This is a genomic window from Pseudomonas sp. NPDC089741, assembly GCF_044748825.1.
GTDB classification, from domain to species: Bacteria; Pseudomonadota; Gammaproteobacteria; order Pseudomonadales; family Pseudomonadaceae; genus Aquipseudomonas; species Aquipseudomonas helmanticensis.
Map to the genome: position 1 here is coordinate 31,565 of NZ_JBIVGT010000015.1, position 26,021 is coordinate 57,585.

27 protein-coding genes and 1 pseudogene are annotated in these 26,021 nt (G+C 57.1%); 15 read left to right on the forward strand and 13 right to left on the reverse strand.

What is annotated here, in order from left to right; genetic code table 11:
• The first annotated feature begins 254 nt into the window (after window positions 1-254).
• From galE to ACIPZE_RS16165, 6 genes are all read left to right on the forward strand, one after another.
• Window positions 255-1,271 carry a UDP-glucose 4-epimerase GalE gene (gene galE, locus ACIPZE_RS16140; protein ID WP_283435752.1) on the forward strand — a complete coding sequence of 339 codons (1,017 nt, stop codon included), beginning with the start codon at window positions 255-257 and terminating at the stop codon, window positions 1,269-1,271.
• Window positions 1,272-1,502: 231 nt separating this feature from the next.
• Window positions 1,503-1,739, forward strand: coding sequence for a hypothetical protein (locus ACIPZE_RS16145; RefSeq protein ID WP_129394762.1), 237 nt, complete (start codon window positions 1,503-1,505; stop codon window positions 1,737-1,739).
• A 144-nt stretch (window positions 1,740-1,883) separates the two neighbouring features.
• The gene (locus tag ACIPZE_RS16150; protein ID WP_129394761.1) at window positions 1,884-2,945 is read left to right on the forward strand and encodes a polysaccharide biosynthesis/export family protein; all 1,062 of its coding nucleotides are present in this window, start codon (window positions 1,884-1,886) and stop codon (window positions 2,943-2,945) included.
• A gap of 11 nt (window positions 2,946-2,956) precedes the next feature.
• A complete protein-coding gene (locus ACIPZE_RS16155) occupies window positions 2,957-3,622 on the forward strand; it encodes a YjbF family lipoprotein (RefSeq protein ID WP_283435753.1) in 666 nt (221 codons plus the stop codon).
• A gap of 44 nt (window positions 3,623-3,666) precedes the next feature.
• Complete coding sequence (locus ACIPZE_RS16160) at window positions 3,667-4,380, forward strand: capsule biosynthesis GfcC family protein (RefSeq protein ID WP_283435754.1); 714 nt, start codon at window positions 3,667-3,669, stop codon at window positions 4,378-4,380.
• The gene (locus tag ACIPZE_RS16165) at window positions 4,377-6,455 is read left to right on the forward strand and encodes a YjbH domain-containing protein (RefSeq protein WP_400773826.1); all 2,079 of its coding nucleotides are present in this window, start codon (window positions 4,377-4,379) and stop codon (window positions 6,453-6,455) included. The genes ACIPZE_RS16160 and ACIPZE_RS16165 overlap by 4 nt, the downstream gene beginning before the upstream one ends.
• Before the next feature lie 608 nt (window positions 6,456-7,063).
• On the opposite strand, the gene ACIPZE_RS16170 is transcribed toward ACIPZE_RS16165, so the two are convergent.
• The 3 genes from ACIPZE_RS16170 to ACIPZE_RS16180 form a co-directional block, all read right to left on the reverse strand.
• Window positions 7,064-8,458: an undecaprenyl-phosphate glucose phosphotransferase gene (locus ACIPZE_RS16170; RefSeq protein WP_129394757.1), complete on the reverse strand. Its 1,395-nt coding sequence runs from the start codon at window positions 8,456-8,458 to the stop codon at window positions 7,064-7,066.
• A gap of 392 nt (window positions 8,459-8,850) precedes the next feature.
• On the reverse strand, window positions 8,851-9,492 hold the full coding sequence (locus ACIPZE_RS16175) for a winged helix-turn-helix domain-containing protein (RefSeq protein WP_283435757.1): 642 nt from the start codon (window positions 9,490-9,492) through the stop codon (window positions 8,851-8,853).
• 279 nt (window positions 9,493-9,771) lie between these two features.
• Window positions 9,772-10,512 (reverse strand): winged helix-turn-helix domain-containing protein, encoded by a 741-nt coding sequence (locus ACIPZE_RS16180; protein ID WP_400773829.1) that lies wholly within the window; start codon window positions 10,510-10,512, stop codon window positions 9,772-9,774.
• Between the two features lie 584 nt (window positions 10,513-11,096).
• On the opposite strand from ACIPZE_RS16180, the gene ACIPZE_RS16185 reads away from it, so the two are divergent.
• Window positions 11,097-11,930, forward strand: a complete 834-nt coding sequence (locus ACIPZE_RS16185) for an undecaprenyl-diphosphate phosphatase (RefSeq protein WP_400773832.1) — start codon at window positions 11,097-11,099, stop codon at window positions 11,928-11,930.
• Here ACIPZE_RS16185 and ACIPZE_RS16190 read toward each other — a convergent pair whose 3' ends face one another.
• Both ACIPZE_RS16190 and dusA read right to left on the reverse strand, forming a co-directional pair.
• Complete coding sequence (locus tag ACIPZE_RS16190) at window positions 11,931-12,350, reverse strand: DUF2388 domain-containing protein (protein WP_400773834.1); 420 nt, start codon at window positions 12,348-12,350, stop codon at window positions 11,931-11,933.
• Between the two features lie 27 nt (window positions 12,351-12,377).
• Window positions 12,378-13,373 carry a tRNA dihydrouridine(20/20a) synthase DusA gene (gene dusA / locus ACIPZE_RS16195; RefSeq protein WP_400773836.1) on the reverse strand — a complete coding sequence of 332 codons (996 nt, stop codon included), beginning with the start codon at window positions 13,371-13,373 and terminating at the stop codon, window positions 12,378-12,380.
• A 547-nt stretch (window positions 13,374-13,920) separates the two neighbouring features.
• Between dusA and ACIPZE_RS16200 the strand changes: the two genes are divergently transcribed.
• From ACIPZE_RS16200 to lepB, 3 genes are all read left to right on the forward strand, one after another.
• Complete coding sequence (locus ACIPZE_RS16200) at window positions 13,921-14,481, forward strand: hypothetical protein (RefSeq protein ID WP_400773839.1); 561 nt, start codon at window positions 13,921-13,923, stop codon at window positions 14,479-14,481.
• Window positions 14,482-14,742: 261 nt separating this feature from the next.
• Window positions 14,743-15,105: a DUF6124 family protein gene (locus tag ACIPZE_RS16205; RefSeq protein WP_400773844.1), complete on the forward strand. Its 363-nt coding sequence runs from the start codon at window positions 14,743-14,745 to the stop codon at window positions 15,103-15,105.
• 180 nt (window positions 15,106-15,285) lie between these two features.
• On the forward strand, window positions 15,286-16,074 hold the full coding sequence (lepB, locus tag ACIPZE_RS16210) for a signal peptidase I (protein WP_400773846.1): 789 nt from the start codon (window positions 15,286-15,288) through the stop codon (window positions 16,072-16,074).
• A gap of 138 nt (window positions 16,075-16,212) precedes the next feature.
• On the opposite strand, the gene ACIPZE_RS16215 is transcribed toward lepB, so the two are convergent.
• Both ACIPZE_RS16215 and pseH read right to left on the reverse strand, forming a co-directional pair.
• Window positions 16,213-16,617 (reverse strand): hypothetical protein, encoded by a 405-nt coding sequence (locus ACIPZE_RS16215; RefSeq protein WP_129394746.1) that lies wholly within the window; start codon window positions 16,615-16,617, stop codon window positions 16,213-16,215.
• Window positions 16,618-16,668: 51 nt separating this feature from the next.
• Window positions 16,669-17,235, reverse strand: a complete 567-nt coding sequence (pseH, locus tag ACIPZE_RS16220; protein WP_400773849.1) for a UDP-4-amino-4,6-dideoxy-N-acetyl-beta-L-altrosamine N-acetyltransferase — start codon at window positions 17,233-17,235, stop codon at window positions 16,669-16,671.
• A 135-nt stretch (window positions 17,236-17,370) separates the two neighbouring features.
• Here pseH and ACIPZE_RS16225 point away from each other — a divergent pair, with 135 nt between their 5' ends.
• Complete coding sequence (locus ACIPZE_RS16225; protein ID WP_283435806.1) at window positions 17,371-17,586, forward strand: hypothetical protein; 216 nt, start codon at window positions 17,371-17,373, stop codon at window positions 17,584-17,586.
• Between the two features lie 121 nt (window positions 17,587-17,707).
• Here the strand turns inward: ACIPZE_RS16225 and ACIPZE_RS16230 are convergent, their stop codons facing one another.
• Together ACIPZE_RS16230 and ACIPZE_RS16235 are read right to left on the reverse strand one after the other, a co-directional pair.
• Entirely contained in the window at window positions 17,708-18,499 is a 792-nt protein-coding gene (locus ACIPZE_RS16230; RefSeq protein ID WP_400773851.1) for a transporter substrate-binding domain-containing protein, read from the reverse strand.
• Window positions 18,500-18,557: 58 nt separating this feature from the next.
• Window positions 18,558-19,205, reverse strand: a complete 648-nt coding sequence (locus ACIPZE_RS16235; protein WP_283435808.1) for an FMN-dependent NADH-azoreductase — start codon at window positions 19,203-19,205, stop codon at window positions 18,558-18,560.
• Between the two features lie 102 nt (window positions 19,206-19,307).
• Here ACIPZE_RS16235 and ACIPZE_RS16240 point away from each other — a divergent pair, with 102 nt between their 5' ends.
• Complete coding sequence (locus ACIPZE_RS16240) at window positions 19,308-20,162, forward strand: LysR substrate-binding domain-containing protein (RefSeq protein WP_400773854.1); 855 nt, start codon at window positions 19,308-19,310, stop codon at window positions 20,160-20,162.
• A 6-nt stretch (window positions 20,163-20,168) separates the two neighbouring features.
• On the opposite strand, the gene ACIPZE_RS16245 is transcribed toward ACIPZE_RS16240, so the two are convergent.
• Window positions 20,169-20,639 (reverse strand): hypothetical protein, encoded by a 471-nt coding sequence (locus ACIPZE_RS16245; RefSeq protein WP_283435810.1) that lies wholly within the window; start codon window positions 20,637-20,639, stop codon window positions 20,169-20,171.
• 165 nt (window positions 20,640-20,804) lie between these two features.
• Between ACIPZE_RS16245 and ACIPZE_RS16250 the strand changes: the two genes are divergently transcribed.
• Complete coding sequence (locus ACIPZE_RS16250) at window positions 20,805-21,470, forward strand: ribonuclease T2 (RefSeq protein WP_129394737.1); 666 nt, start codon at window positions 20,805-20,807, stop codon at window positions 21,468-21,470.
• A 148-nt stretch (window positions 21,471-21,618) separates the two neighbouring features.
• On the opposite strand, the pseudogene ACIPZE_RS16255 reads toward ACIPZE_RS16250, so the two are convergent.
• Window positions 21,619-22,236 (reverse strand): annotated as a pseudogene (locus tag ACIPZE_RS16255) (LysR substrate-binding domain-containing protein); the annotation flags it as partial.
• Between the two features lie 212 nt (window positions 22,237-22,448).
• Between ACIPZE_RS16255 and ACIPZE_RS16260 the strand changes: the two are divergent.
• Window positions 22,449-24,017: a diguanylate cyclase gene (locus ACIPZE_RS16260; RefSeq protein ID WP_400773857.1), complete on the forward strand. Its 1,569-nt coding sequence runs from the start codon at window positions 22,449-22,451 to the stop codon at window positions 24,015-24,017.
• A gap of 53 nt (window positions 24,018-24,070) precedes the next feature.
• Here the strand turns inward: ACIPZE_RS16260 and ACIPZE_RS16265 are convergent, their stop codons facing one another.
• Together ACIPZE_RS16265 and ACIPZE_RS16270 are read right to left on the reverse strand one after the other, a co-directional pair.
• Window positions 24,071-24,382: a hypothetical protein gene (locus ACIPZE_RS16265; RefSeq protein ID WP_400773860.1), complete on the reverse strand. Its 312-nt coding sequence runs from the start codon at window positions 24,380-24,382 to the stop codon at window positions 24,071-24,073.
• A gap of 85 nt (window positions 24,383-24,467) precedes the next feature.
• Window positions 24,468-25,049, reverse strand: a complete 582-nt coding sequence (locus ACIPZE_RS16270) for a GNAT family N-acetyltransferase (RefSeq protein ID WP_400773862.1) — start codon at window positions 25,047-25,049, stop codon at window positions 24,468-24,470.
• 128 nt (window positions 25,050-25,177) lie between these two features.
• Here ACIPZE_RS16270 and xth point away from each other — a divergent pair, with 128 nt between their 5' ends.
• Window positions 25,178-25,972, forward strand: coding sequence for an exodeoxyribonuclease III (xth, locus tag ACIPZE_RS16275; RefSeq protein WP_129394733.1), 795 nt, complete (start codon window positions 25,178-25,180; stop codon window positions 25,970-25,972).
• Window positions 25,973-26,021 lie beyond the last annotated feature (49 nt).

Here is a 26,021-nt window from a genome sequence, read left to right on the forward strand (position 1 = left end):
GCATGACAATGTTATGAGATGTCGGTTAGAGCCTTTTTAGTTATTTTTAGTCGGTATCTGTTGATAGTGATGGGTGCACTTGAAGTGCTAATAAGTACCTGGCAATACAGTTTGAGCTGGAAAAATATTTATTGCCAGTCGTTGAACTAATTTTGTTCGAGGTTGTTGTCGGCTTGTTTATGTGGATTGCAGCACAACTCCGATAAATCAGGCTTGACACGCTACCGGGTACTTATCCATTGACGGACCGCGCTATGAAGATTCTGGTAACGGGTGGTGCTGGCTATATCGGCTCGCACACCACACTTGCATTGCTTGAAGCAGGTTATCAAGTTGTCGTACTGGATAATCTTTGTAACAGCAGCGATGCGGCATTGCACGCCGTTGAAGCCATCTGCGGCAAGAGCGCGCAGATGATTCGTGGCGATGTCTGCGATCGCGCTTTGCTCGACCGGATTTTCCGCGAGCACAGCATCGAAGCCGTCCTGCATTTCGCCGGGCTGAAAGCGGTGGGCGAGAGCGTGCGCAAGCCGCTTGAGTACTACGAAACCAACGTCAGCGGCAGCATCACGCTGTGTCAGGCGATGGCAGCGGCGGGGGTGTTCCGGCTGGTGTTCAGCTCGTCGGCGACGGTGTATGGCGAGCCTGAGCAGATGCCGATTCGCGAGGATTTCCCCACCGGCACGCCGACCAATCCTTACGGCCAGTCGAAACTGATCGTCGAAAACGTGCTGCGCGACCTGTGTCAGTCCGAGCCGCGCTGGAGCATCGCTTTGCTGCGCTACTTCAACCCGATTGGCGCGCACGACAGCGGGCATATGGGCGAAGACCCCAATGGCATCCCCAACAATCTGCTGCCTTACATCAGCCAGGTCGCGGTGGGCAGCCTGCAAGAGCTGTCGATCTTTGGCGATGATTATCCAACCGTGGACGGCACCGGCGTGCGCGATTACATCCATGTCGTCGATCTGGCGGACGGCCATTTAAAGGCGTTGCAGTCGATCAGCGGGCGCACCGGCATCCACACCTGGAATCTCGGCACTGGCGATGGCTACAGCGTGCTGCAAGTCCTGCGCGCCTTCGAACAGGCTTGCGGGCAGCCGGTGCCGTATCGGGTGATGCCGCGTCGTTCCGGGGATATCGCCGAGAGTTGGGCGGATGCTTCCAAGGCGGCGCGAGAACTTGGCTGGACGGCCACGCGCAACTTGCAGGACATGGTCACCGATACTTGGCGCTGGCAGTCGAATCATCCCAAAGGCTATCTGCAATGATGGCCATTTAGTCCAATGTTATTTTCAGTCAGGTTGTTAGATTACGTCGGGAAATTACACTGGCAATGCCTTTTGCAAGTCCGTAGATATAAACCTGCCGTTCGACTTTTATCAGTTGGGTAAGACTGTGAAAGAACAACGGATCTTGTTCGCGCTTTTTGCGGGCTTGAACTCTACCACCGCTAACACAGACCGGTTTTTTAACAGGTCGAATGTTAGAAAGGAGTTGATATGAAGAAAGTGATGGCAATTGCCCTGTTGACGATGTTGAGCAACTGGGCTGCCGCTGCTGAAGCGCCGCTGACAGCGGTAACCAATGTAGGTGGCAATGTAGCGGCTTCTCAAGCGCCTGCAGCCAGTACTGCAATGGTTGCCAGTGCTGTAGCGGCGTCCAACAGTGGTGGCAGTGCCAACGGCGGTACCACCGGTACGACGGGTACCACCGGTACAACCGGCACGCATAACTAACAGGAAGTTCTGTTAGTGCAGTACAAGGTCGCCCGACGCAAGTCGGGTGACTTTGTTTTTGGATTCGCCCTTGAATAGCGTAGTGCCATTATGACTCGTAGTGTTTATCTTTTAATGTTGGCAAGTCTCGCTTTGCAAGGTTGCATGTTTTCCCCCGGTCAGTACCTGAGCACCGGCAGCATCACTCGCCAAGGCGCCAGTGAAAGCAGCCGGGTCGAGTTGATCCCGATCACCCCCAAACTGATCTCCATGAACCGTGCCACGCAAAAGCGTGAGTCAGTGCCTGCGGAACTGTTGGCGACACCCGCCGAATACCGCATCGGCAACAACGATGTTCTGTACATCACCGTGTGGGATCACCCGGAGCTGACGGCCCCGTCCGGCGCGCAGCAACAGATCGATGCCAACGGCCGCCTGGTGCGCTCCGACGGCACGCTCTATTACCCGTTCATCAAGGAAGTCCAGGCCACCGGCCGGACCATTCAGCAACTGCGCTCTGACATTGAACAGCGGCTCTCGGCGTTCATCGCCGAGCCGCAAGTGGATGTCGCGGTGTTGCGTTTCGCCAGTCAGAAAGTCGTGGTCACCGGCGCGGTGACCAAGGCTGGTCCACAAGCGATTTCGACCAATCCGCTGAGCGTCGTCGAAGCCTTGGGTTCGGCCGGCATCGACACCAATAACGCCGATTTGTCCGGACTGCTGCTGACCCGCAAGGGACGGGTTTATCCGCTGAACCTGGACTCGCTCAACCAACCGGATTCCGAGTTGCAGAACGTCTACCTCAAGGGCGGCGATCAGCTGTACCTGCCATACAACGACAACAAACGCATCTACGTCATGGGCGAAGTCAACCAGCCGCGTGCATTGAGCTTCAAGACGGCGACGATGAACCTGTCCGACGTACTCGGTTCGGTCGGTGGCTTGAGCCAGACCACTTCCAATGGCAATGCGGTGTACGTGATTCGCGGTGTGGAAAACCTCGATGTCGAACCGGCGAAAATCTATCAACTGGAGGCTGAATCGCCGACCGCCATGGCGCTCGCTTCGCACTTCGAAGTGCGTCCTCAAGACGTCGTCTATGTCGGGCCTGCCAACGTGACTCGCTGGAACCGCTTCATCAGTCAGTTGGTGCCGTCGGCATCGATTGTCGGTACAGGCGCTTCCGCTGCGAAGAACTGGAGCGAATTCAGTAACAACAGCAAATAAGGTTGCCGACTTTGAACATCTTGAAAGTTGGCGTCTGCCTGATGGCGGCCTCGTTGCTCTGTGGCTGTAACCCGTTGATGAGCGCTTCGTTGAACAACCTGAAGGCAGCGGTCGTCGGCCCGGATGAGGTGGACGTGACGGCGGCCGAAGTGGCTGCGGTCAACTACCCGCAACTGAAACTGACCACGCCGTCCGGTTCCGGTGTGCTGGCGCTGATGCGCGAGCGCGAGGATCTGCAGTTCTGGGTCGCTTCCGGCAAACAGGTATTGCTCCTGCGCGATGGCCTCGCCGTACGCAGTGTCGGCCTCGGGCTGGAAGGCGACCTGGATGGCACGCGGCTGGCCGATGACGCGCCGTTCAAGCAAGGTCTGCATCGGGTCGCCGATGGTTTCACCACGCGGCGCTGGATCGATCTGTACAAGGGCCAGGAAGTCGGGGTGATCGTCAACAGTCGTTTCTCCCGGCGATCGGAACAAACCCTGCAGATTCTCGACAAGCAATACACCGTGCTGCGTGTCGATGAACAGATTGACGCGCCGGCCATCGGCTTGAACGCGACGAATCGTTACTGGGTCGATCCGCGTGACGGTTTCATCTTGCAGAGCGAGCAGCAACTGACTTCGCAACTGCGCGTGAAAATTGTGCAGCTGACTCCTGATCGCAGGCACCTGCCGTGACGCGCCGGGGTTTGCTATCGGCGTGCCTGATGCTGATCGCTGGCATGAGCCACGCAGCCGTCACTGTCACCGGTGACGTGGCCAATCCGGGTCCCGTTGAACTGCCGCCGGGCGGGCGTTTGCTCGATGTGATCAGCGTTGCGGTGCCGAATGCGCAAGGCTATTGGCTGGCGGGCGGATTGCTGCGTCAGTCGCTGGTTGAGGAGCAGACACGGCTGAAGGTCGGCGTGCTGTTCGATCTGGACGTGCTGCAGCGCATGTCGATGCTTTTCGACCGGCCGAGTCGTGCGGCGTTGGCGCAGCGCATGGCTGAAGAAGTGCGGCAGATGCCGGTCACCGGACGGCAGATCGCCGATCTCGATCCGGTCGCACTGGAAGTCGGCTTCGCACGCAACATTCGTCTCGGCGATGGCGATCGCCTGATCTACCCGAAACGCGTCGATGAAGTGCAAGTAATCGGTGCCGTCGCCGAGCCGTGCCACTTGCCGTATCAGCCGTTGCTGGAGGCGCGTGAATACCTGCAAGGCTGCACAATTCTGAGTGACGCCGAGGCCGATTACCTGTGGCTGATCCAGCCCAACGGCGCTTCGCAGCGCGTCGGCATTGCCCACTGGAATCGCGAGAGCGGGCACTTTCCCGTGGCTGGCAGCAAGATTCTGGTGCCGGTTAAAAATGACGATCTTGATCCGCCTATCCCTGAGCTGAATCAGCAGTTGGCTGAATTTATTGCCACGCAGCTGGCCGAGGTGGTTCGTTGAAGTTACGTTTTGCAGCTGTGTTGTTATTGCCGTGTGGTTTGGTTCATGCAGAGCCGCGCATTACCCAGAATGACTTCGGTGGCACCGGTCTGTTGCAGACGCCAACGGCGCGCATGGCCCCGGCCGGCGAGTTGAGCGTCAACGCCAACCGCACCGAACCGTACAGTCGCTACAGCGTTTCGTTGCAGCCGCTGGATTGGCTCGAAGGCTCGTTTCGCTACACCGCGATCACCAACCGGCCTTACGGCTCGGAGGCCCTTAGCGGCAGCCAAAGCTATAAGGATAAGGCGGTCGACGTCAAAGTCCGGCTGTGGCAGGAAAGCCACTGGCTGCCCGACGTGGCGCTGGGCTTCCGAGACGTCGGCGGTACGGGTTTGTTCTCCAGTGAATTTTTCGTCGCCAACAAACGCTACGACAACTTCGATTTCAGCGCCGGGATTGCCTGGGGCTACCTCGGTAATCGCGGCGATATCGACAACCCGTTGGGCTACGTCAGCGATCGTTTCGATACCCGGCCAGCTCTAGAAGGCACCGGTGACGTCAACTCGGGCTCATACTTTCGTGGCCGGCCGTCGTTTTTCGGTGGCGTGAGCTATCAGACGCCGTGGGATCGCCTCAGCCTGAAACTCGAATTCGAAGGCAACGACTACAAGCACGAGCCGAAGGACAACGAGATCAAGCAGGACTCGCCGATCAACCTTGGTGCGGTGTTCAAGGTCACCGATTCGATTGACCTCAGCGCAGCGTGGGAACGCGGCAACACGGCGATGTTTGGTGTGACGTTGCACACCAATTTCGTCAGTCGCAAGGCGCCGGCCAAGACCTACGACCCGACACCGGAACCACTGCCGGCGAAGGCGCCGACCGCGTCGATGGAACAGGTCGATTGGGCCAACGTATCGCAGCGTTTGCAGCAGAATGCCGGCTATAAAGTCGAGCGTATTGCCCAGCGTGATTCCGAGCTGATCGTCTATGGCGAGCAGCAGCGATACTTCCATTCGTCGAAGGCAGTCGGGCGGGCGAGCCGGATTCTCGACAACAGCGTCAATGACGATATCGACTGGTTCACTGTGGTCAACAAGCGCTATGACTTGCCCCTGGAAGAAACCAGTGTGCCGCGCCAGACTTTCCGCGAAGTGATCAACAACGAGGAACCGCTGCAGTCGTTGCACCGCACCACCGAGATCAATCCGGCGATGCCGCACAACGAGAAAACCCTCTACACCGAAGCGCCGCAGCATTTCAGTTATGGCGTCGGGCTGGGCTTCAAACAGAACGTCGGCGGCCCAGATGGTTTGCTCTATCAATTCACTGCCGATGCGGACGCTGAATATCGTTTCAATCGCAACACTTGGTGGAACGGTTTGCTCAGCGCCAACCTGGTCAACAACTTCGACAAATTCACCTACGATGCGCCGAGCGGTTTGCCGCGCGTGCGCACGGATTTGCGTCAGTACCTGACCACGTCCAACACGACGATGCCGCTGTTCCAGGTCAGCCATGCCGAGCAGTTGGATAAAGACCTGTATGGCATGGTTTACGGCGGCTATCTGGAGTCGATGTTTGCCGGTGTGGGCGGTGAGGTGTTGTTCCGGCCGACCGGCGAGCGCTGGTCGGTGGGCGCGGATATCAACTGGGTGCGCCAGCGTGATTTTGATCAGGGTTTTGCCCTGCGTGATTACTCGGTGGTGACCGGGCATATCACCGGGTATACGGATTTGCCGTTCGATACGTTGGCGGCTGTCAGCGTCGGTCGTTATCTGGCTGGGGATTGGGGTGGCACGCTGGATATCTCGCGGGAGTTTTTCAACGGTGTGCGCTTTGGTGCGTGGGCGACGATCACCACCGCGAGCAGTGCCGAGTATGGCGAGGGTAGTTTCGACAAGGGCCTCTACCTGTCGATTCCGTTCGACGAAATGATGAGCATGTCGACCATGCGCCGCGCCAACCTGGTCTGGGCGCCGCTGACCCGTGACGGTGGTGCACGACTCAACCGCAGCTTCCAGCTGCACTCGATGACCGATAGCCGGGAAGGGGACGTGTTTTATCGGAATTTCGAGAAGATCACGGAGTAAGCGCTGATCCCACAAACACCGTACATCCCGTAGGAGCAAGGCTTGCTCGCGATAGCGCCAGACCAGCCGACATCCGCGTTGCTGACCCACCGCGATCGCGAGCAGGCTCACTCCTACAGGGGGTGTGTGTTGAGCCACGGATCCACTGCCACACCCAGATCCCTGTGGGAGATTCTCCCACAATGTTTTGTGTCCATCCCGCTCCCTGTGCGCAACCCCATTCCTCTGTGGGAGCGAGCCTGCTCGCGAAGGCGTCAGAACGGCCGACATCGTCTTGCCTGACCCACCGCCATCGCGAGCAGGCTCGCTCCTACAGGGGTTATGTGTTGAGCCACAGATCCACTGCCACACCCAGATCCCTGTGGGAGATTCTCCCACAATGTTTTGTGTCCATCCCGCTCCCTGTGCGCAACCCCATTCCTCTGTGGGAGCGAGCCTGCTCGCGAAGGCGTCAGAACGGCCGACATCGTCTTGCCTGACCCACCGCGATCGCGAGCAGGCTCGCACCTACAGGGGTTATGTGTTGAGCCACGGATCCACGGCCAACCACCAAATCCAACGCACAAAAAAGGGGACTTTCGTCCCCTTGCGGTGTGTAGCGTCGAGCCTCAGTAAATATCCTTCGACAGCAACGTAAACGGTGTCTTCACCAGGATCTTCAGATCCAGCCACAACGACCAACTGTTGATGTACTGCAGGTCAATCTCCACGCGCTTCTGCATCTTGTCGAGGGTGTCCGTCTCACCGCGGCAGCCGCTGATTTGCGCGAGCCCGGTGATGCCCGGTTTAATCCGGTGGCGCGCCATGTAGGCGAGGATTTTCCCCGAGTAGAAATGGTTGTGCGCGACAGCGTGCGGGCGCGGGCCAACCAGGGCCATATGCCCTTGCAGCACGTTGAACAATTGCGGCAACTCGTCCAGCGAAGTGCGACGGATAAAGCGCCCGACCGATGTAATGCGCGAGTCATTGCGGCTGGCCTGTTTCACATCGCGGTCATCGTGCACGCTCATCGAGCGAAACTTCCAGACCTTGATCACCTTGCCGTTCCAGCCATGGCGATCCTGCTTGAAGAACACCGGCCCCGGCGAGTTGAATTTCACCGCCAGAGCGATGATCAACAGGATCGGACTCAGCGCGATGATCGCCAGCAACGCAACGGTTTTCTCCACCAGACTCTTGCTCAAGGCAGCGGTCGGGCGACTGGTCAGCGGGCTCTCGTTCAGGTAGATCGCCGGCAGGCCATCCACGACTTTCACCGAGTGATTGAGCAGCGTCAGCGCGTTCAGATCCGGCACCCAGACCACATCGACGTTGGCCCCGAGCAAATCGACATACATCGCTTCGATCTTCGCCGCTTCGCACAGTGGCAGGGTGATGTACAAACGGCGGATGTCGTGTGCTTCGATCAGCTCCAGCAACTGTTCCTGAGCGCCCACTACGCGCGGTGCATCTTTACCTAGCGCGGACACGTCGCCGTTGCTGACCAGGCCCACCAGCGGCAGATTCTCCAGCTGGCTGAGCTTCTTCGCCAGACCCAACGCCAGTTCACCGGTGCCGACAATCAGCGTCTTGTGCTCACTTTTGCGCGAGCGCTGATAGAACTTCGAAAACGCATGCAGCGGCGCATACAAAAACGCCTGGCCGAGGAAGCCATACACCGCCCAGCTCAGGATCACCTGCCGCGAAAACAGCTCATCGGCCTGGCAGACAAACGCAATGCAAGCCAGCGCCGCCATCGTCATCGACCAACCCATGAACAGCCGGCCCAGCCCGGTCAGGTAGTTGTCACGCTTGCGATAAACACCGCTGAACGTATACGCCGGCACCGAAGCCAGCACCGCCAGCGTTGCACACATACGGTAGTAAAACGCGACCGTCCCGGTGTGCTGCTCGGCGAGGATAAACAACAGCGTTACAACAAAGCCCTGCGCCAGCGCCCATTGGCCCCAAAAGGTCAGTCCCTTGAGGCCTGCGCTTCGATTGATACTAAGAGAAAGATCCATACGATATCCCCAAAAGACGTCCATTCAGGTTTCAACAGTTGAAAGCCGAGTTGTTATGCAGACTTATTGTTTTTGTTCTAGCGAGTGTCTTGAGATAACAACATCGATATGCCGAACTGTCGTCAGTCAATAGACTAAGTTATCGACGGAAATGGTGTCTGACGAGTTCTAACAAGATGGCACAGTGCCAACTTTTTAATAATTAAATAGAAGATTGTTAGAAAAGGTCGCAGAGCAGGGGGTGAATAAGTGTTGTCGTATTTGTTACTGTTGGAGGGGTGGAGGCAGGGAGTTTCTATTATCAAAGGGAGGTGAACCCAAACAGAGTGCTCTTGTTGTTTTTGTAATCGCACTTGAATCTGTTTGTTTTGTTCGCGGTGTCGGTTGCGCGTTTAAGCGACGATTTCCTGAATGAGGCAATAACCGCGATTTCTTACGGCACGAAACAGGCGCTCGCCATTACTGGCGCTTTTGAATTTGTCCTGCAGGCGACTCAGGCACATTTCCAGGCCGCGATATTGCTCCGGCTCTCGACCGATACTGAGGATCAACTCGTCTCGGCTGACAACGCGCTCTTCATGATTGAGCATTTTCCTGACCAGTGCTGTTTCCAGGCCAGTCAGACTGATCTCGATACCGTCCTTGACCAGTGCACCTTGATCGTTGTCGAGATGCCAGGTTTCGCTGCAAGGCAGATCGCCTTCGATGGCCGGTGGCATATTGCTGCTTTCACCGGTCAATGCCGGGATACTTTGAAAAGGATTGGCGGTTTGCGCTGCCAGCCATTCGGACTCAAGAGTCGCGAGAATTCGCTGGGTGTCATGTTCAATGCTGCGAGCAACATTCTTTCGACTAACGCTTGGATATGTGAACTCCATCACCATTGGCGCGGAGGAGGGCGACGCAACACCTTCAGAGTTGCCAAACGAATTGAAGCGTTCGCTGGCGAGGATACTCTCGAGTTCACGTTGCGACGTTGTGCTGTGAGTCACGACAACAAAATATTTCCTTGGGAGGGTTGTACTAGTTTCCATGTCTCTCTCCTAAATACACACCAAAATTGGCTAAAAGATAAATCGGCAGGCGAGCAATGACTTCCTTGGAAGTAATCGATAGGCAGGGTCTGGGCCCAATAATGGCCCTCGATAAGTTCCACTCGAACTGCTGCTATGTTATGGAGTTTTATTTTTATGGGTCGTGTTGCCGCGCTCATTCAATTGCTTGATTTCTAATAGGCGTGAGATGCAGATAGAACGATATGGTTGCATTGGACGATCCTTCGTACGTTGCAAAAGGGATTGGCTGCCCGTGACTCAGGCAGTCGATATCAGACCCCGCAGCAGGCGATAGCCATAGCCGCGAATGCTCTGAATCGCGTTTGTACCATACATGTCCTTGATTTTTCCACGCAAGCGGCTGATCGATTTTTCCAGCGCTCGAGGGTCGTAGAAATTGCTGTTCAGGCCCATGATGCTGGCGATTTCATCATGGCTGAGAATGTGGTTGCTGGTTTGCGCAAAGGCTTCCAGGATCTTCATCTCGGCAAAAGAGATGTCGAGTTTCTTGCTGGTGTCCATCAGGCAGATCCGCGTCGGATCAAGCGTGAGATTGGTATCGCGCTGCCACTCTTCACTGCTGAAGAATTCGCTGAGCAAGTCGGCGCCATCATCGGCAAGGGTATTGAGCTTGATACAAGCGTCCGCGCCGGCAAGATAATATTTGATCTTGTTGAAGGCGCCGCGACCGGTGATGACCGCGCAAATGATCGGTTTCAAATTACCCGAGCGCAGGTTCTGCACCAGCGCCAGATTGTCTTCAAGCGCCTGTGGATTGTCGATGACCAGGAAGATGGCCCGATAAGAGTCGCAATATTCATTTAGCTGATAAGAACTAGTGTAGGAACTAGCCTCAAGTGCCATATCGGTGTGCACATGCTTGGCGACCAGCGCACTAAAATGTTCAGCCACGCAACGGGTACGACCCAGAGTGAGAACACCAGGTTCGTCATTTTTCGGGCGCGGGCTTCTAGTCGCTAAGTTCCCTGAGAGCATCATGCATTGACTCGAATTAGTGCTGACATCGGGATGTTAAAGCACCGGTTCTCATCTGTGACTGACAATTGGTAACATTTGCGCGGATTTTAGACGTGTCTCGCGAGTTTTCTAACAATAAATAAGCTTTTCAAGCTTTTAGTTGATTTTCGCGGAGCTGTGAACTAGTGATTAGATAGTGGCGATATGCAATGGTGCCACTATTTTGAGTCTATTGCGATGGCTTTGTCTATGTCCTTTTGCCACTGTCTGGCCATCTCGGGATTGTGTGATATTGATCACACTTTGTTGGTTGGGCAAGTTTTTTTCCAGGGAAGGCTTAAATATTTTCCTCTTAGTTCGTCGGCCGACGATTACTAACATGGCTTGAGTGTGGCAATTCATAAGACCTATTCTTCAAGAGCAAAAGATCGCAGCCTGCGGCAGCTCCTACTTTGCATACGTTCCCCCTGTAGGAGCTGCCGCAGGTTCGGGCCGCGATCGGACGATCTTTTGCTCTTCAAACAAACCAATTGTGTAACTTCAGATACTCAACCCCTGAGTGTTACTACCCGGTCGCTCATCAAGAGCGCTCTGACGGAGGATTAATGGATTTCTGGACCCTTTTCCAGGTGTTGATATTAGGTGCGGTAGAAGGTCTGACTGAATTCCTGCCAATCTCAAGTACCGGCCACCAAATCATCGTAGCCGACTTGCTCGATTTCGGCGGCGAACGCGCCATGGCGTTCAACATCATTATTCAACTGGGTGCCATTCTTGCCGTCGTCTGGGAGTTTCGACCGAAGATCTTCGATATCGTCAAAGGCCTGCCCACCCAACGCAACGCACAACGCTTCACCCTCAATCTGCTGATTGCGTTTCTGCCAGCCGTGGTACTCGGCGTACTGTTTGCTGACAAAATCCACCAATACCTGTTCAACCCGATCACCGTCGCCGTGGCATTGGTGGTGGGCGGCGTCATCATGTTGTGGGCCGAACAGCGCAATCACGTGATCAGCGTCGAGCACGTCGACGACATGCGCTGGTCTCACGCACTGAAGATAGGTTTCGTACAATGCCTGGCGATGATTCCGGGCACCTCGCGCTCCGGCTCGACCATCATCGGCGGTCTGCTCTTCGGCCTGTCGCGCAAAGCCGCTACTGAGTTCTCGTTCTTCCTCGCCATGCCGACCATGGTCGGCGCCGCCGTCTACTCCGGCTACAAATACCGCGACCTGTTCCAGCCCAACGACCTGCCAGTCTTCGCCTTAGGCTTCGTCACCGCATTCATCTTCGCGATGATCGCCGTGCGCGGCTTGCTCAAGTTTATCGCCAACCACAGCTACGCCGCGTTCGCGTGGTATCGGATCGGCTTTGGTTTGTTGATTCTGGCGACGTGGCTGTTTGGCTGGGTCAACTGGACCGCAGCAGCGGCCGCCTGATCACTGGCTGCTGATCAACGCCGCAATGGCCAGATCGTTTAGCGGCGAATCCGGCGACTCCTGGCGAAAGCGCTGCAAGGCCGACGTGAAATACGCGGCCTGCAGCATGCCGTCGCTGGCCAGATAGAGTCGCGCGTCTTCCTGTTCCTCGGCAGAGTAAACACGCTTGTGACTGTCAGTCGTTTCCTGGCTAGACGAAATAGGTGCGAGGATTAAAGACACCAAAGTGAAGCCGGAAAACTGCGTCACCTCCCACGGCGTATCGGTACGGCCCATGCAAAAGCCATCGCAGTGCGCATAAACGTCGCAAGTGAAGCTGAACAAGGCGAGGAGGGTGAAACGCTTGAAAGCAGAAAAAGTAAACGCGGGCATAAACAAAAGACATCCTGTCGGTACAACAAAACAACGGGCAACGCTCATGCGTCGCCCGCACACTCAAAATTTCAATCAACGACCTTCAAGCAACTCAGCCGCCTGATCCAGCAACGCCAGCGGATCCTTGGCCTTGTGAATATCCACCGACAACAGTTGACGGAATTTCCGCGCCCCCGGGAACCCCGTGCCCAGGCCCAGCACATGGCGCGTGATGTGATGCATCGCACCTCCGGCCAACAAATGCTCGGCTATATAAGGACGCAACTGCGCCAACGCCTCAGCCCGACTGATCACCGGCGCCGAACTGCCAAACAACTGCTGATCCACCTCCGCCAGCAAATACGGATTGTGATAAGCCTCACGCCCCAACATCACACCGTCGAACGTCCGCAAATGCTCGTGACAAGCCTCCATCGTCTTGATCCCGCCATTCAGCACAATCTCCAACGCCGGAAAATCCGCCTTCAGCTGCGCCGCGACGTCATAGCGCAAAGGCGGAATGTCACGATTCTCCTTCGGCGACAACCCCTCCAGAATCGCAATCCGCGCATGCACGGTGAAACTGGTGCACCCGGCATCGCGGACGGTGCCGACGAAATCACACAGCTCGGCGTAACTGTCCCGACCGTTGATGCCGATGCGGTGCTTTACCGTCACCGGAATCGACACCGCGTCTTGCATTGCCTTCACACAATCCGCCACCAGTTGCGGGTGACCCATCAGGCACGCGCCGATCATGTTGTTTTGCACACGATCGCTTGGGCAGCCGACGTTCAGGTTTACTTCGTCGTAACCGTGTTCCTGGGCCATGCGGGCGCAGGCGGCCAGATCCAACGGAACGCTACCGCCCAACTGCAAGGCGAGAGGGTGCTCGGCTTCGTTGTGACGGAGGAAGCGTTCGTGATCGCCGTTGAGGAGCGCGCCGGTGGTGACCATTTCGGTGTAGAGCAGGGCGTTCTTCGATAGGAGGCGTAGGAAGAAACGGCAATGGCGGTCGGTCCAATCCATCATCGGGGCGACGGAGAAGCGGCGGGAGAGTGGGGCGGGTGTGGCGGGAATAGGGGACATTGGCGGTTCTGGATTGGGTGGGGCTGGGAGGTGGGGGAGTTTATCAGGAATGGATATCGCAGTTGATGTCTGTTCGCGAAACTCAAGATGAGTTAGCCAACGACGCCTTCCCTACTAATGAAAAGGCTCATTTCTGAATCGCCATCTTCGACATTTTTCAGTTTGTTGCCTACTCTCGGGTAGTGGCATTTTGACTGCAGTGTAATAGGTTCAAGAGCTGCATCTCGTTACTCAGACAGATGCCTAATCCCCTCCATGGAAAATATCTGTTGTTTTTGGAGCTGCGAATATGAGAACTAGGGACACAGCTAAAAAGCTCATATGTGTAATCCCGTTTGTTGTAACAAGCGCAGGGTGCGGTTCGTTTACATCGTTACAAACTCCCTATAATGATCGTAACCCTTTGGTGGATGGGCCAATAGAAGTTGAGAAGCCTAGAACAGATGTGCCTTTGTTAAGTTCACAGGGTTACAGGTTTTCGGCTGCCTATGCATTGGCCAAAAAAGAGCCCACTCAGCTAAATTTGCGGAGATTTCTCGAAAGTGGAATGACTTATACGGATCTTCAATGCAGCGAGTATTTTTCGAGGATAGACTGGACTCGTGCACAGCGTGACTACTCACAAAAGCAAACCACTCTGGTGGGGAGCCTGACTACAGCCATGCTTGGCTTGGCAGATGCTGGATCTGCTGTTACAGGGGGCGTAGGTTCGGCGTTTGGTTTTTCATCATCATCCTTTGATGCATATAATTCTGCTTTTTTAGCTTCCACGGATATTGGTTTGCTGCAAGAGTTGGTTGCCTCTGCACAAGCCAAGGATAAAAATACACTATTGAAGAGAGTCTCAGAGCCGACGGGCATTTGGCCGCTTCGGATAGACTCGCTGGATCTTGCTGTTTCTGATCTTAATACTTATATAGGGCGGTGTACTCCGACAGGCATCAGGAATTTACTCAAAGCATCTATTCAAGATAAAACAAAAAGTCAGGTCGAAGAGGCTGTGTCTGCAAAAGTCACTTCTGGGGAGGCTCTAGGCTTATCTACCCCAGAAAAGCCATTAGGTAGTGGCAACCCTACGGTTGAAAGTCCTGAAAAGCCCAAGCAATAAACGTCCAAATTGGTTAGTGGCGAAGGGAGACGGATTTATTTGCTCTGCATTTGTTCTGGGTTTCTGGATGGAAATAAATCTGTCCCGATTTTTTTGCAGTCGCTTTCCCAGGACTCGGATTACATGGTGGTCATGCGTGGGGCCCATTCGTGGGCGCCGGGTTCTAGTGCGACCGGTCTACCAACCCGCGTATGGCCGCCACCCATCGTTTGGTAGCGTGGGTGATGGCTCCTTTTAGTAATCGCGCTAGAGGCTCCATCTATGTTCAAAGTAACGCCCAACCCACCAGAAACCGATCCCGCATCCCCCTACGAATCCCTCGATTCGCGCAAACTCCACGAAGCCGCCGAACGCGCACTCGATCACTACCTCCTTCCCGCTGACCGCATCATGGCCAGCACCAACGAGCCCGAGCGCATGTACCTCGCCAATCCGAAGTACGACACCGAATCCCTCCTGGCCAACGCCAGCGAAACCCTCGGTTCCGCCTCCGAAATGCTCAACAACTTCGCAGCAGCACTCGACCCCGCGCACCGCAAAACCGCGCTGGGCATTGCTCAGGTGGTGATGCTAGGTGAGTTGGCGGTGAATCAGGCGTTGGATAACGTCGAGTTGAAGGCGTAAATCCTGACCTTCGTGGCGACGGCGGTTAGTCCGTCGCCATGAGAGGAAAGCGCTGGAATCACCCATTTGCCCACATGGACAGAATGATGGCCATTCAGTAGCATTTCGCGCACGCCGCGTTGAAAAACGCCGCAATTCCACGGAAGCACTGATCGCTTTCAACCTCGTCGATGAGAGTTTATGAATACTCGTAAAAATCCGCTGCAAGCGTTCGTGATGTCGTGCCTGGTGGCTGGCTGGGGTCTGGTTTATGTCGGTCGCGTTAAATGGGCGGTGCGCGTGGCAGCGCTGCTCTACGTCGGTGTGGTTTTGCTTGGCGTGTGCGGAGTAACGACGACGCCAATCGGTTTGTATGTCTTCGGCATTTTTATCGTGCTGGTGAAACTGGGATCGGCCACGGCGGCGGCAATGCTGGCGCGTAAAGAAGACAGCTCGGTGGACAGTCCCAGCAGCCGTTTTCATGTGCTTTACGTGGTAGCGCTGATCATCGTTTCGCTTGTTCTGCTGGGGCCATTGCGAGGCCCGACGCTAGGGTTCAAGACTTACTTCATTCCCTCTGGCTCGATGGTTCCGACTCTCTCGATCGGGGACTACATCGTCACCAAAACGCGTATCGACGCGCCGCAGGTTGGCGACATTGTGGTTTATCGCTACAACGGCACGGAGGCGGTCAAACGTGTCGCCGCAGTGGGTGGCGATACCTTGTCGATCGTTGACGGTAAGGTCATTCGCAACGGTGAAAACATGGGGTTGTTCTTTGCACCGCCAGAGCGCGTGAAGGATCGTCGTTATCTGCAAACGCCGCAGACGGTGATCGAGAAAGACCACGTGTATTTGCTCGGCGATAACCGCGATAGCAGTAACGATAGCCGTTTTATGGGGCAGGTCGCCGTTGAGGACATTGTCGGTAAGGTCACCGGGATCTGGTTTTCAGAAGATCGATCGAGGATTGGCACAGTCTTTCACTGATGAGTCCAATCCTGAAGGGCGGGTTGTGGTGGCTGTTGACTTGTCCTTGAGCGAAAGTCCAAGCGCCCATCAAAAACAGTTTTTGGTATGGCCTGGAGGCTGCGGCGGTCGCCAACTATTAGCTAGCGATGGGGTCGGTCACTTTCGATAATGCCTGGAGATCTCTTTCCAAATGTATTTGTATCGAAACGTCAGCCAACGTATCAGCAGTTTGTCTATCTGCCGTCGAAAGCGGCTGTTTTCCCGGGCTTTCAAAGTCTCTGCTATGTCTGCCTTCAACTGCTCCGAGTTGAAGGCAGACCAGATCATTGGAATCACGGTTTCCAGATTCGTATGGCAAACAGGTGCGACCTCTTCGTAGAGGATTCGCTTTATCTCTTGTGGGTCGTAGTCTTCGGTTTCGCGTGCGATAAATGCGTAGTTGACCTCATTGTCGACAAACGCATCTGACAGCGCCCAATGGACGTCGAATCGCTGCTGTTCAGTCGCCGACGCCCAGTCACGTTTGACGGGGTCGATTATTCGCGGCGCCGGCTCTACCATTTCTGACTTCCATTCACGTGCTGTGCGAGTGAGAGGATATCCGCCTCGTGTTTAAGGGCTGCCGACAGCGCGGCTCTCAAGTCGGGTAATCACGCTTTGTAAGGCCGGGCGCTTGTTCTGCCATTCGTTTTTGCTAATACCGAGCAGAACAACATCGACCCGAACCCCATCCTTCACCACGTTCTGCCGCCTCACCCCCTCAACTTCAAACCCAAACTTCTGATGCATCTTCACCACCGCCGAATTCATCGCCAGCACTTCACAATTCAGCTTCTCCAGCCCCACCACGCCAAACGCGTAATCAAGCATCCAGAATTCAACGACACTGCCCAAGCCCTTACCCTGCAACCCCACGTCCAGATAAAACGCCCAATCCGCGCTCTTGTGCAAAAAGTTGATCGCATTCAACGAAACAACCCCCACCGCCTGCTCATCATTGATCACCACAAAAACTTGCTGGCGTGGATTGCCCTTTAACGAGTCCAGCCAGTTCGCATGTTCCTGCTCGGAGATTTCGTGCGAGGTGTACATGTATTTGCGCACGTCGGGCTGGTTTCGCAGGGTGCGGACGTAAGCCTGAATGGCGGGGCTGGCGTCGGTGAGAGGGAGCAATTGCATGGGATGTCGTTGTCTGGCAGGGAGGCGATTCTGAACCCGCGCTGTCGATCCGCAAAGTTTCATGTTGCCGCGTGCGGGGCGGGCCTAGGATGTTGGCACAAGATCGTCGCTTTTCATCCCGAGGGGTATCGTGCCATGAGCGCCAGTGTCGTCAAAGTGCTGTTGATTGCTGCAGCTGTATCGGTGTTGAGTGCTTGTTCGGGGGCGGGTGGGCTAACGACTACGAGTTGTTTTTCCTCGGATTGTCAGTCGCAGGAAGGGCGTAGTAATGCCAATACGCTGAAGTTTGGCGGGAACAGTATTGGCAGCAGCTTGAATCAGTACAGCTCTGGCATGTTGCATGAGGATTGATCACACATGACCTGTGGCGAGGGAGCTTGCTCCCGCTGGGTCGCGAAGCGGCCCTTTCTTTTGCCTTGAAAGATTGGGCCTGCTGCGCAGTCCAGCGGGAGCAAGCTCCCTCGCCACAGGGTTATTGGGCGGTAGGTACGGCAATCCATTCGCTTAGCGTTTGCTGATATTTGCCGGTGGCCTTGCTCAGGTGCAGCCACTGATCAACGTACAGTTTCCAGCTGATGTCATCGCGCGGCAGCAAGTAAGCCTTCTCCCCATATTGCATGTACTGATGCGGATTCACCGCGCACAGCCCCGGTTTGAGTTTCTGCTGATACAGCGCTTCCGAGGCGTCGGTGATCATCACGTCGGCTTGGTTGTCGAGCAGTTGCTGGAAGATCGTCACGTTGTCGTGCAAGGCCAGTTGCGCCTTGGGCAGGAAGGCGTGGACGAAGGCTTCGTTGGTGCCGCCGGCAGGTTCGACCAGGCGCACGTTGGACTGGTTGATTTGCTCGACGCTCTGGTACTTGCTGACATCGGCGCAGCGCACCAACGGGATCTTGCCGTCGGTGTCGAGGGTGTTGCTGAAGTAGGCTTTTTTCTGTCGCTCCAGCGTCACCGAAATACCGCCCATGCCGATGTCGCATTTGCCCGCCTGCATGTCCGGCATCAGGGTTTTCCAGGTGGTCTGCACCCATTCGACCTTGACCCCGAGGCTATCGGCCAGCGAACGGGCCATGGCGATGTCGATGCCCTCGAAGTCGCCGTCGGTGCGTTTGAAGGTGTAGGGCTTGTAGTCGCCGGTGGTGCAGACGCGCAACTGGCCTTGTTGCTGGATGCTGTCGAGGTGTGAAGTGCTTTCCTGCGCCTGAACGGCGGTGGCCAAAGTGAGCGCACCGCAGAGGATCATCGTGCTTTTTAGAATTGTCATTGCGATCGGGTTTACGAGAAGGAAGGTGGCCCAGTGTAGTGAAAGGCTTTCGTGGGTGTCACCCGGCCCGCGCGAGACGATCAGCCAGATCCCGCGCCTGTTGTGAGGCGAGCAGTCGCGAATCGCGGTCGAGGTCTTCACCGAGAATGGTCTTTTCGACGATCAACGCGTGCACATCGGTGATCCCGACAAAGTCGAGCCACGCTTCCACGTACGGTTTCTGAAAGTCGAACCGCTCGGCGGGCGTGGTCGATTGCGCCGAAAAATCCAGGCCACGGGCATACGCGACCACAGCAGTTTTGCCGTGCAGCAAACCTTGCGGGCCACGCTCGGGGTCGAAGCTGAAGAGGATGTCTTTCTGCGACACCAGGTCAATGTAGTGCTTGAGTTTGTAGGGAATGCTGTAATTCCACAGCGGCACTGACATCACCAGAATATCGGCACGATGCAAGTGGGCGGCGAGTGTCTCGAGTTCTTCCCAGGCCGATTGTTGGGCCGCTGTACGCGCTATTCCGCTGAGGCCTGCGTACTTGGCATTCATCGCCTCTTCACCGAACTCCGGCAGCTGCAGGCTCCACAGATCGAGGGTTTCGACGTGCGTCTGCGGATGGTGCTGGAGATGACGATCGATAAAGCTGCGGGCCACTTGCAGGGACGCGGAGCGTTGTTTGCGCGGTGAGCATTCGATGTGCAGAAGGGTGGTCACGCTAAGCCTCGACAGTTCGGGTGGACAGTGCGAGGCATTGCAACATAGCGCGCATCAAACTATAAATCGTGAATAAATCCACCATTGATCACGTATCTCACTATGTTTGACGCACTGCTGCTCAAGACGTTTGTCACGGTTGTCGATGAGGACGGCTTCAGTCGTGCCGCCGAAAAACTGCACCTGACCCAATCGGCGGTCAGCGGTCATCTGCGCAGGCTGGAAGAGCAAGTCGGCAAACCTCTGCTCAAGCGCACCACGCGCTCGCAACAGCTCACGGCTGACGGCGAGCGCCTGATCGCTTATGCGCGGACGATTCTGGCGTTGCACCGCGATGCCTGGACGCAACTCACGCGCACGCCGTTTCAGGGGCGGGTGCGAATTGGGGTTTCCGAGGATTTTGTCGAGGCGCGGTTGTTGCGCGCATTGCAGGATTGCGCGGCGCAGCACCCGGGAATGGAGATCGATGTGCAGGTGAACATTCCGGGGACTTTGCTCAGCCAGATGCAGCAGGGCAACCTGGAAATGGTCATCGGCTCGCTGTGTGAAACCGGCGAGTCGGGGCGCTTGCTCTGGCAAGAGCCGTTGGTGTGGGCGTGGGCCGCGCGACCGCTTACGCAACTGCCGACGCCATTGCCGCTGGCGTTGTTCCCTGAGCCGTGTCCGTATCGTGAAGCGGCGCTGACCCGTTTGGCCCAGTCCGGAATCGCGCAGCGCACCGCCATGCTCTGCTCCAGCAATGCCGGTTTGCGCGCAGCGGCGCTGGCGGGATTTGCCGTGGCACCGATGCCATTGAGTCAATTGGGCCAAGGGCTGGCGGCGCTGGATGCGGAACATGGCTTGCCGGCGTTGCCGGATGCGCAGTTCCGCTTGTTCACCGCGGCTGATGCCGATCCGCAGATGATCGAAGCGGTGTCTCAGGCGATCTTCGATTTCTGTGCGGCGCGGCGGCAATAGTCGGCGCTACAGGCCGAGACCTTCCTGTACCGCCAGCAAAAGATTGTTTTCCGTCAGCGCGATGGCGTCCAGCTGCTGCCCGGTTTCAATCGACTGCATCCACCAATGGCTTTCGCCATGCTCATCCACGGTACGTAGCAAATAGGTGTCCGTGGCTGACGGATTGATCTGCACCCGTCCGGCGCCATCCTCGGTAAACCGGGCAATGGGATCAAATGTCAGGCTTTGATGATTGGCCTCGATCACCAACTGGTCGATGGCGTAATCGTGACTTTCGCCATCGGGCGAGGTTTCGCAAACGTGGGTCGGATTACGCCGAATTTTCAGGCCGACCTCGGTGACCGGTTGCAGCCACGCCTCGATGCGGTGATACAGGTCGTAGACCTGCGCCGGCCAACAATCGATCTCCAGCGCCGCATCCGCGTGGGTGTGCCGGGTTTGCTTGAGTTTGGCGGCGAGTTCGTCTGCTTTACTCATTTCGGATCCCTTGGTTTGATGTCTGCCTGTTAATCGTAGACCTTTCAACGGCGTACGGCCTTGCCTTGCGTCATGCGCTTGCAACACAAGCGTGTCGAAATCAGCACTGGCCAAGTCTGGCCAGGATCGAAAACCACGGACGCAGGCGTCCCAAGGAGCGGGTAGATGAAAAAGCTGTTTACAATTTTGGCAGTGATTGCGCTGACAGCCGGTAGCATCGGCTTGAGTTCGGCGCGTCAATCGCAATCGAGCAAGGTGCAGGCAGAAGCAGTGGCGGGGGTGTTCGATTACTACCTGCTGACGTTGTCCTGGTCGCCGACGTTCTGCTTGACCCACAAGGATGATTCACAGTGCACCGGCAAGGGTTACGGCTTCGTGCTGCACGGTCTGTGGCCGCAATACGCCAACGGCGGCTGGCCGGAATCCTGCCCGCCGCTGACGACATTGTCGGCGGCAGAAACCGCTAAAGGCCTGACACTGTTCCCGACGAAAAAACTGCTCGATCACGAATGGTCCAAGCACGGCACTTGCAGCGGCCTCGGTGCGATGGGCTATCTGGATGAAGCGGATAAAGCCGTCGCGGCAGTGAAGGTCCCGGACGAACTGCAACCGCTCAGCTCCTCGTATTACTTCGAAGCCCAAGAGATCGCCGACCTGTTCCGCAAGGCCAATCCCGGGATTCCGGCAAACGGCATTGCGGTGATTTGCAGCGGCCCGGAACTGTCGGAAGTGCGCGTGTGCATGGGCAAGGATCTGCAGTTTGGCGCGTGTGGCAAGGGCGTGAAGACGCAATGCCGGGCGGGGGATATTCGGGTGCCGCCGTCGCGCTGACACGCTAGCTAAATATCAAGTACACATGCCTGTGGCGAGGGGATTTATCCCCGTTGGGCTGCGCAGCAGACCCTTTTTTGGGGCCGCTGCGCGATCCAGCGGGGATAAATCCCCTCGCCACAAAAGGCTTGATGCCGACCTTGACCGGTCAGGCAAATCCCCCGGCATCCACACCCAACTCCCCACGCAAAAACTCCACCAACCCCCGCTGCAACCCACTCAAAACCCCCTCACGGCTGACCAACGCCAACTCCGTCGGCGCCAGTTCAGGCAAGTCCGTACACACTTGATGCTCCGGCAATACCGAAACCCTCAACCCTGAAGCCACTGCCGCTTGAATCCCGGTCAAACTGTGGCTGCCAAACGCCAAACGCCAAACGCCAAACGCCAAACGCCACGGCCGTTGCGCAACATCGAGCAAGCGGATCGCCCGCTGCCGATACAAGCAACCTTGCGGAAACAGCGCCAGCGGCAGCACGCCGCTGGACGAATCGAAATCCGCGCCTTTGACCCTACACCAGCCGTTCCGGCCAGGTTGCCCACGCCGGGCCGCTGTCCGGTTCGCGTTTGATCAGCGCGATGTCGATGTCGCCAGCGTCGAGCCGTTGGCGCAGGTCAGGCTCATACCGCTAATGGTTTCCAGGCGTGCGTGCGGGTGGTTGCGGGGGAATCCGGCGAGGATCAGCGCCATGCGGCGGGCATCGAAGTCTTCCGGCATGCCGATGCGCAGGATTTCCAGATCGAAGTCGCTGGCCAGCGCTTCACTGCACAGTGCGATGCGCCGGCTGGCACTTCACAACGGACTAACCGCAAAGAACAATCGAAAATAAATCTGCGAACAGCGATCATCGAAACTCGCTGTGCGCCGATACTACTAGGCGGGACCAGGGCGTTTGCCCGGTGTATCCCGGTGGGCTACGCTCACCAACACAAGGGTTTCGGGCGTTTGCCCCTGTCGTAACTGCCCAGGACACGCTTTTGCCAATCCCCATTCACGATCCTCATCAGGCTCCCGGCGCACTCAAACGATTGCCGCTGCGCAAAGCGGCGGCGCTGTTTATCGTTGCGATATGCCTGTGCCTGTTCGGTTTGTTGTATCTGCAACTGGAGCAGTCGCACCGCCAGGATCTGGCGATGGCGAAGATGGCGTCGAGCAACCTGACCCGCGCCATGGCGCAGCAGGCCGAGGACACCTTTCTGGCCGCTGATCTGGTGCTGACCAGCCTGGTCGACTGGATCGAGGACGATGGCTACGGTGCCGGCCAGAAGCCGCGTTTGCAGAAAACCTTTGCCCGACGGGTGCAGCAACTGGATCAGCTGCACGGCATGTTCCTGTTCGATCGCGACGGTCAGTGGGTGATCACCTCGTTTACCGATCTGCCACGTGGCAACGGCGTGGCGGATCGCGAGTATTTCAAGTTCCACCAGCAGAACGCCTCGACGCTGGCGCACATCGGCCCGGCGATTCGCAGCCGCGAGAATGGCGAATGGATCATCCCCATCTCGAAACGCATCAACGACCGCGCCGGCAACTTCCAGGGCGTGTTGATGGCCGGGATCAAGATGTCGTACTTCGACAAGTTCTTCGAAAGCTTCAGCCTGGACAACAACGGCATCATGTTCCTCGGCCTGACTGACGGCACGCTGTTGGCGCGTCGACCTTTTGATGAAGGCCTGATCGGCTCTTCGCTGGCGCAGGGCCGGATTTACAAGACGTTGTTGCCTGAGGCTTCAGCCGGTACGGCGATGATCAACTCGGTGGTCGATGGCGTCGTGCGTTTGTATGGCTACCGGCAACTGGCGTCGTATCCGTTGGTGGTGGCGGCGGCGACGTCGCGTGACGCAATTCTCAAAGGTTGGTACGAGCGCGCGTTTCAGTCCAGTGTGATCATCGCGTTGGTGATTCTCGGCGTTGGTTTGTTCGGCTGGGTGTTCATCCATCAAGTGCGCGACGGCGAACGGATCGAGAAGAACCTGCTCCGGGCGCAACGGGCACTGGAGCAGATCGCCACCCATGACAGCCTTACCGGGTTGGCCAACCGGCGGTTGTTCGAACGCTCGCTGGAAATCGAGTTTGCCCGAGGTGCGCGGCAGTCGAGTCCGGTCAGCCTGATCATGCTCGACATCGATTTTTTCAAGCGCTACAACGACGCCTATGGCCATGTCGCGGGAGATCATTGCCTGACTCAGGTGGCGCAGGTGGTGAAGAGTTGCTGTCAGCGCAAGGCTGATCTGGCCGTGCGTTATGGCGGTGAGGAATTTGCCGTATTGCTGCCGGACACCGACATCAATGGCGCACTGGCGATTGCCGGGCAAATCCGCCGTAGCGTGATGGACAAGCGCATCGCCCACAGCGGATCACCTTCGGAATATCTCACTGTGAGCCTTGGCTGCTACTCGTTCATTCCGCTGGGCAATGACAGCCCCGAGATGTTTATTCAGCGTGCCGATGCGGCGCTGTATCAGGCGAAAAACGCCGGACGCAATCGCGCCGCCGTGTTGTCGATGGACACCGTGTTCGGGGAGCTGATGCGCTCGGATCGTTGATCAGCGCGCAAACAAACAGGCCATGGCGCTTACCATGGCCTGCTCTTGTTCGTTCAGCCGCCAGTGCCACCACCCGCGCCGCCGGTGCCGCCGCCCGCTGCTCCGGTGCCACCGCCGGCACCTGAGCCCGAGCCGCTGGCGCCACCGTTGGTGCCGGTGCCGGACCCCGAAACGGAGCCGTCATTGCCATTGCCGGTGCTGCCGGAAGGTGCGCCGGGCGTACTGTTGGGCGGCATGTTCGTACCGCTGGTGGCGCCGGATTTGGTGCCGGTAGCGTCCGCGCCATCGTTGGCGGCGAAGGCTGCGGCGGAAGTGGCTGCCAGCAGGCCGGCGAGCACGAGTGAAGTCAGGGTGCGGGAAGTCATGGTAGGTCTCCAGAATAGGGCTGGTTACCTGACGTTGGTCTGAGACGCGCCACACTTGGTGCCTGCCGGGTGACGAGCGGTCGCTTCAGCCGTACGCCGCCAACTTGTGCTCAAGGCGCTGACGCACCTGGGGCCACTCGTCATCGATGATGCTGAAGCGCACCGAGTTGCGCTTGCGGCCATCCGGCATGATCCGTTCATGGCGGACGATGCCTTCCTGTTGCGCGCCGAGACGCAGGATCGCGTTTCGTGATTTCTGATTGTTCTCATCGGTGGTGAACTGCACGCGCACGCAGTCGAGTACGTCGAAGGCATGACGCAGCATCAGGTATTTGGCTTCAGTGTTGACGAAGGATTTCTGCCAGCGCGCGGCGATCCAGCTGCTGCCGATTTCCAGTTTGCGATTGAGCGGATCGATCTTCCAGAACCGCGTTGAGCCGATCACTTCGCCGCTGTCCTTCAAGACGATGACAAACGGCATGACCGTGCCGGCGTCGCGGCCATCGAGGGCTTTTTTCAGGTAATTGTCGATGGTGTCAGGCGACGGCACGACGGTGACGGTGAGGTTCCACAATTCGCCGTCAGCGGCGGCGTGGAGGAGGGCGTCGGCGTCGGCATACTGAAGCGGGCGCAGAACGATGCGCTGGCCTTGCAGCGTGGTGGGCATGGATTCGGTTCTCGGCAGTGCGGGCGAATGACGAGCGCCTATTACGCCGCAGCGGGCCGATCCGATGCAACCGGCGCGAGTATCGTGGGGTCAGAATTTTTACAGCCCATGGGCAGGAGCCTCAGCCGATGAAAAACCTGCGGATCGCCACCTACAACGTCAACGGTTTGCGCGCCCGATTGCCAAACCTGCTCGAGTGGCTCAAACGCGAGCAACCGGACATCGCTTGCCTGCAAGAACTCAAGTCACTCGACAGTGCCTTCCCCGCTGCCGAACTGGAAGCCGCCGGTTACGGGGCGATCTGGCAAGGGCAGGCGGCTTGGAACGGGGTGGCGATTCTGGCCCGTGATGCGCAACCGCTGGAGAGTCGGCGCGGGCTCCCCGGCGACCCTGATGACAAACACAGCCGTTATCTGGAAGCGGCGGTGCACGGGGTGTTGGTTGGCTGCCTGTACCTGCCCAATGGCAATCCGCAGCCGGGACCGAAGTTCGATTACAAACTGGCCTGGTTCGAACGGCTGATCAGCTACGCGAAAGATCTGCAACAGAGCGATCACCCGGTGGTGCTGGCCGGTGACTACAACGTCGTGCCCACCGACATGGACATCTACAACACCCGTTCCTGGCTCAAGGACGCGTTGCTGCAACCCGAGAGCCGCGAGTGTTACCAGCGTTTGCTGGATCAGGGCTGGACCGATTCATTGCGCCATCTGTACCCCGAGGATCGCCTCTACACCTTCTGGGATTACTTTCGTCAGCATTGGCAAACCAACTCCGGTTTGCGCATCGATCATCTGCTGCTCAATCCGGCACTGAGTCCGTATTTGCATGAGGCCGGGGTAGACGCCTGGGTGCGCAACGAGCCGCATGCCAGCGATCATGCGCCGACCTGGATTCGTATCGCTTCGCGCAAGAAGCGCTAACGGGCGATTGGCGAAATCAATTATCGAAACAGCTGCTCGATCCCGTATA

What these genes read in the sequence shown, in the direction of transcription:
- galE (WP_283435752.1), top strand. Translation starts at nt 255, where the DNA reads ATGAAGATTCTGGTAACGGGTGGTGCTGGCTATATCGGCTCGCACACC.
- ACIPZE_RS16145 (WP_129394762.1), top strand. Translation starts at nt 1,503, where the DNA reads ATGAAGAAAGTGATGGCAATTGCCCTGTTGACGATGTTGAGCAACTGG.
- ACIPZE_RS16150 (WP_129394761.1), top strand. Translation starts at nt 1,884, where the DNA reads ATGTTTTCCCCCGGTCAGTACCTGAGCACCGGCAGCATCACTCGCCAA.
- ACIPZE_RS16160 (WP_283435754.1), top strand. Translation starts at nt 3,667, where the DNA reads ATGAGCCACGCAGCCGTCACTGTCACCGGTGACGTGGCCAATCCGGGT.
- ACIPZE_RS16170 (WP_129394757.1), bottom strand. Translation starts at nt 8,458, where the DNA reads ATGGATCTTTCTCTTAGTATCAATCGAAGCGCAGGCCTCAAGGGACTG.
- ACIPZE_RS16175 (WP_283435757.1), bottom strand. Translation starts at nt 9,492, where the DNA reads ATGGAAACTAGTACAACCCTCCCAAGGAAATATTTTGTTGTCGTGACT.
- ACIPZE_RS16180 (WP_400773829.1), bottom strand. Translation starts at nt 10,512, where the DNA reads ATGATGCTCTCAGGGAACTTAGCGACTAGAAGCCCGCGCCCGAAAAAT.
- ACIPZE_RS16185 (WP_400773832.1), top strand. Translation starts at nt 11,097, where the DNA reads ATGGATTTCTGGACCCTTTTCCAGGTGTTGATATTAGGTGCGGTAGAA.
- ACIPZE_RS16190 (WP_400773834.1), bottom strand. Translation starts at nt 12,350, where the DNA reads ATGAGCGTTGCCCGTTGTTTTGTTGTACCGACAGGATGTCTTTTGTTT.
- dusA (WP_400773836.1), bottom strand. Translation starts at nt 13,373, where the DNA reads ATGTCCCCTATTCCCGCCACACCCGCCCCACTCTCCCGCCGCTTCTCC.
- ACIPZE_RS16200 (WP_400773839.1), top strand. Translation starts at nt 13,921, where the DNA reads ATGACTTATACGGATCTTCAATGCAGCGAGTATTTTTCGAGGATAGAC.
- ACIPZE_RS16205 (WP_400773844.1), top strand. Translation starts at nt 14,743, where the DNA reads ATGTTCAAAGTAACGCCCAACCCACCAGAAACCGATCCCGCATCCCCC.
- lepB (WP_400773846.1), top strand. Translation starts at nt 15,286, where the DNA reads ATGAATACTCGTAAAAATCCGCTGCAAGCGTTCGTGATGTCGTGCCTG.
- ACIPZE_RS16215 (WP_129394746.1), bottom strand. Translation starts at nt 16,617, where the DNA reads ATGGTAGAGCCGGCGCCGCGAATAATCGACCCCGTCAAACGTGACTGG.
- pseH (WP_400773849.1), bottom strand. Translation starts at nt 17,235, where the DNA reads ATGCAATTGCTCCCTCTCACCGACGCCAGCCCCGCCATTCAGGCTTAC.
- ACIPZE_RS16225 (WP_283435806.1), top strand. Translation starts at nt 17,371, where the DNA reads ATGAGCGCCAGTGTCGTCAAAGTGCTGTTGATTGCTGCAGCTGTATCG.
- ACIPZE_RS16230 (WP_400773851.1), bottom strand. Translation starts at nt 18,499, where the DNA reads ATGACAATTCTAAAAAGCACGATGATCCTCTGCGGTGCGCTCACTTTG.
- ACIPZE_RS16240 (WP_400773854.1), top strand. Translation starts at nt 19,308, where the DNA reads ATGTTTGACGCACTGCTGCTCAAGACGTTTGTCACGGTTGTCGATGAG.
- ACIPZE_RS16245 (WP_283435810.1), bottom strand. Translation starts at nt 20,639, where the DNA reads ATGAGTAAAGCAGACGAACTCGCCGCCAAACTCAAGCAAACCCGGCAC.
- ACIPZE_RS16250 (WP_129394737.1), top strand. Translation starts at nt 20,805, where the DNA reads ATGAAAAAGCTGTTTACAATTTTGGCAGTGATTGCGCTGACAGCCGGT.
- ACIPZE_RS16265 (WP_400773860.1), bottom strand. Translation starts at nt 24,382, where the DNA reads ATGACTTCCCGCACCCTGACTTCACTCGTGCTCGCCGGCCTGCTGGCA.
- ACIPZE_RS16270 (WP_400773862.1), bottom strand. Translation starts at nt 25,049, where the DNA reads ATGCCCACCACGCTGCAAGGCCAGCGCATCGTTCTGCGCCCGCTTCAG.
- xth (WP_129394733.1), top strand. Translation starts at nt 25,178, where the DNA reads ATGAAAAACCTGCGGATCGCCACCTACAACGTCAACGGTTTGCGCGCC.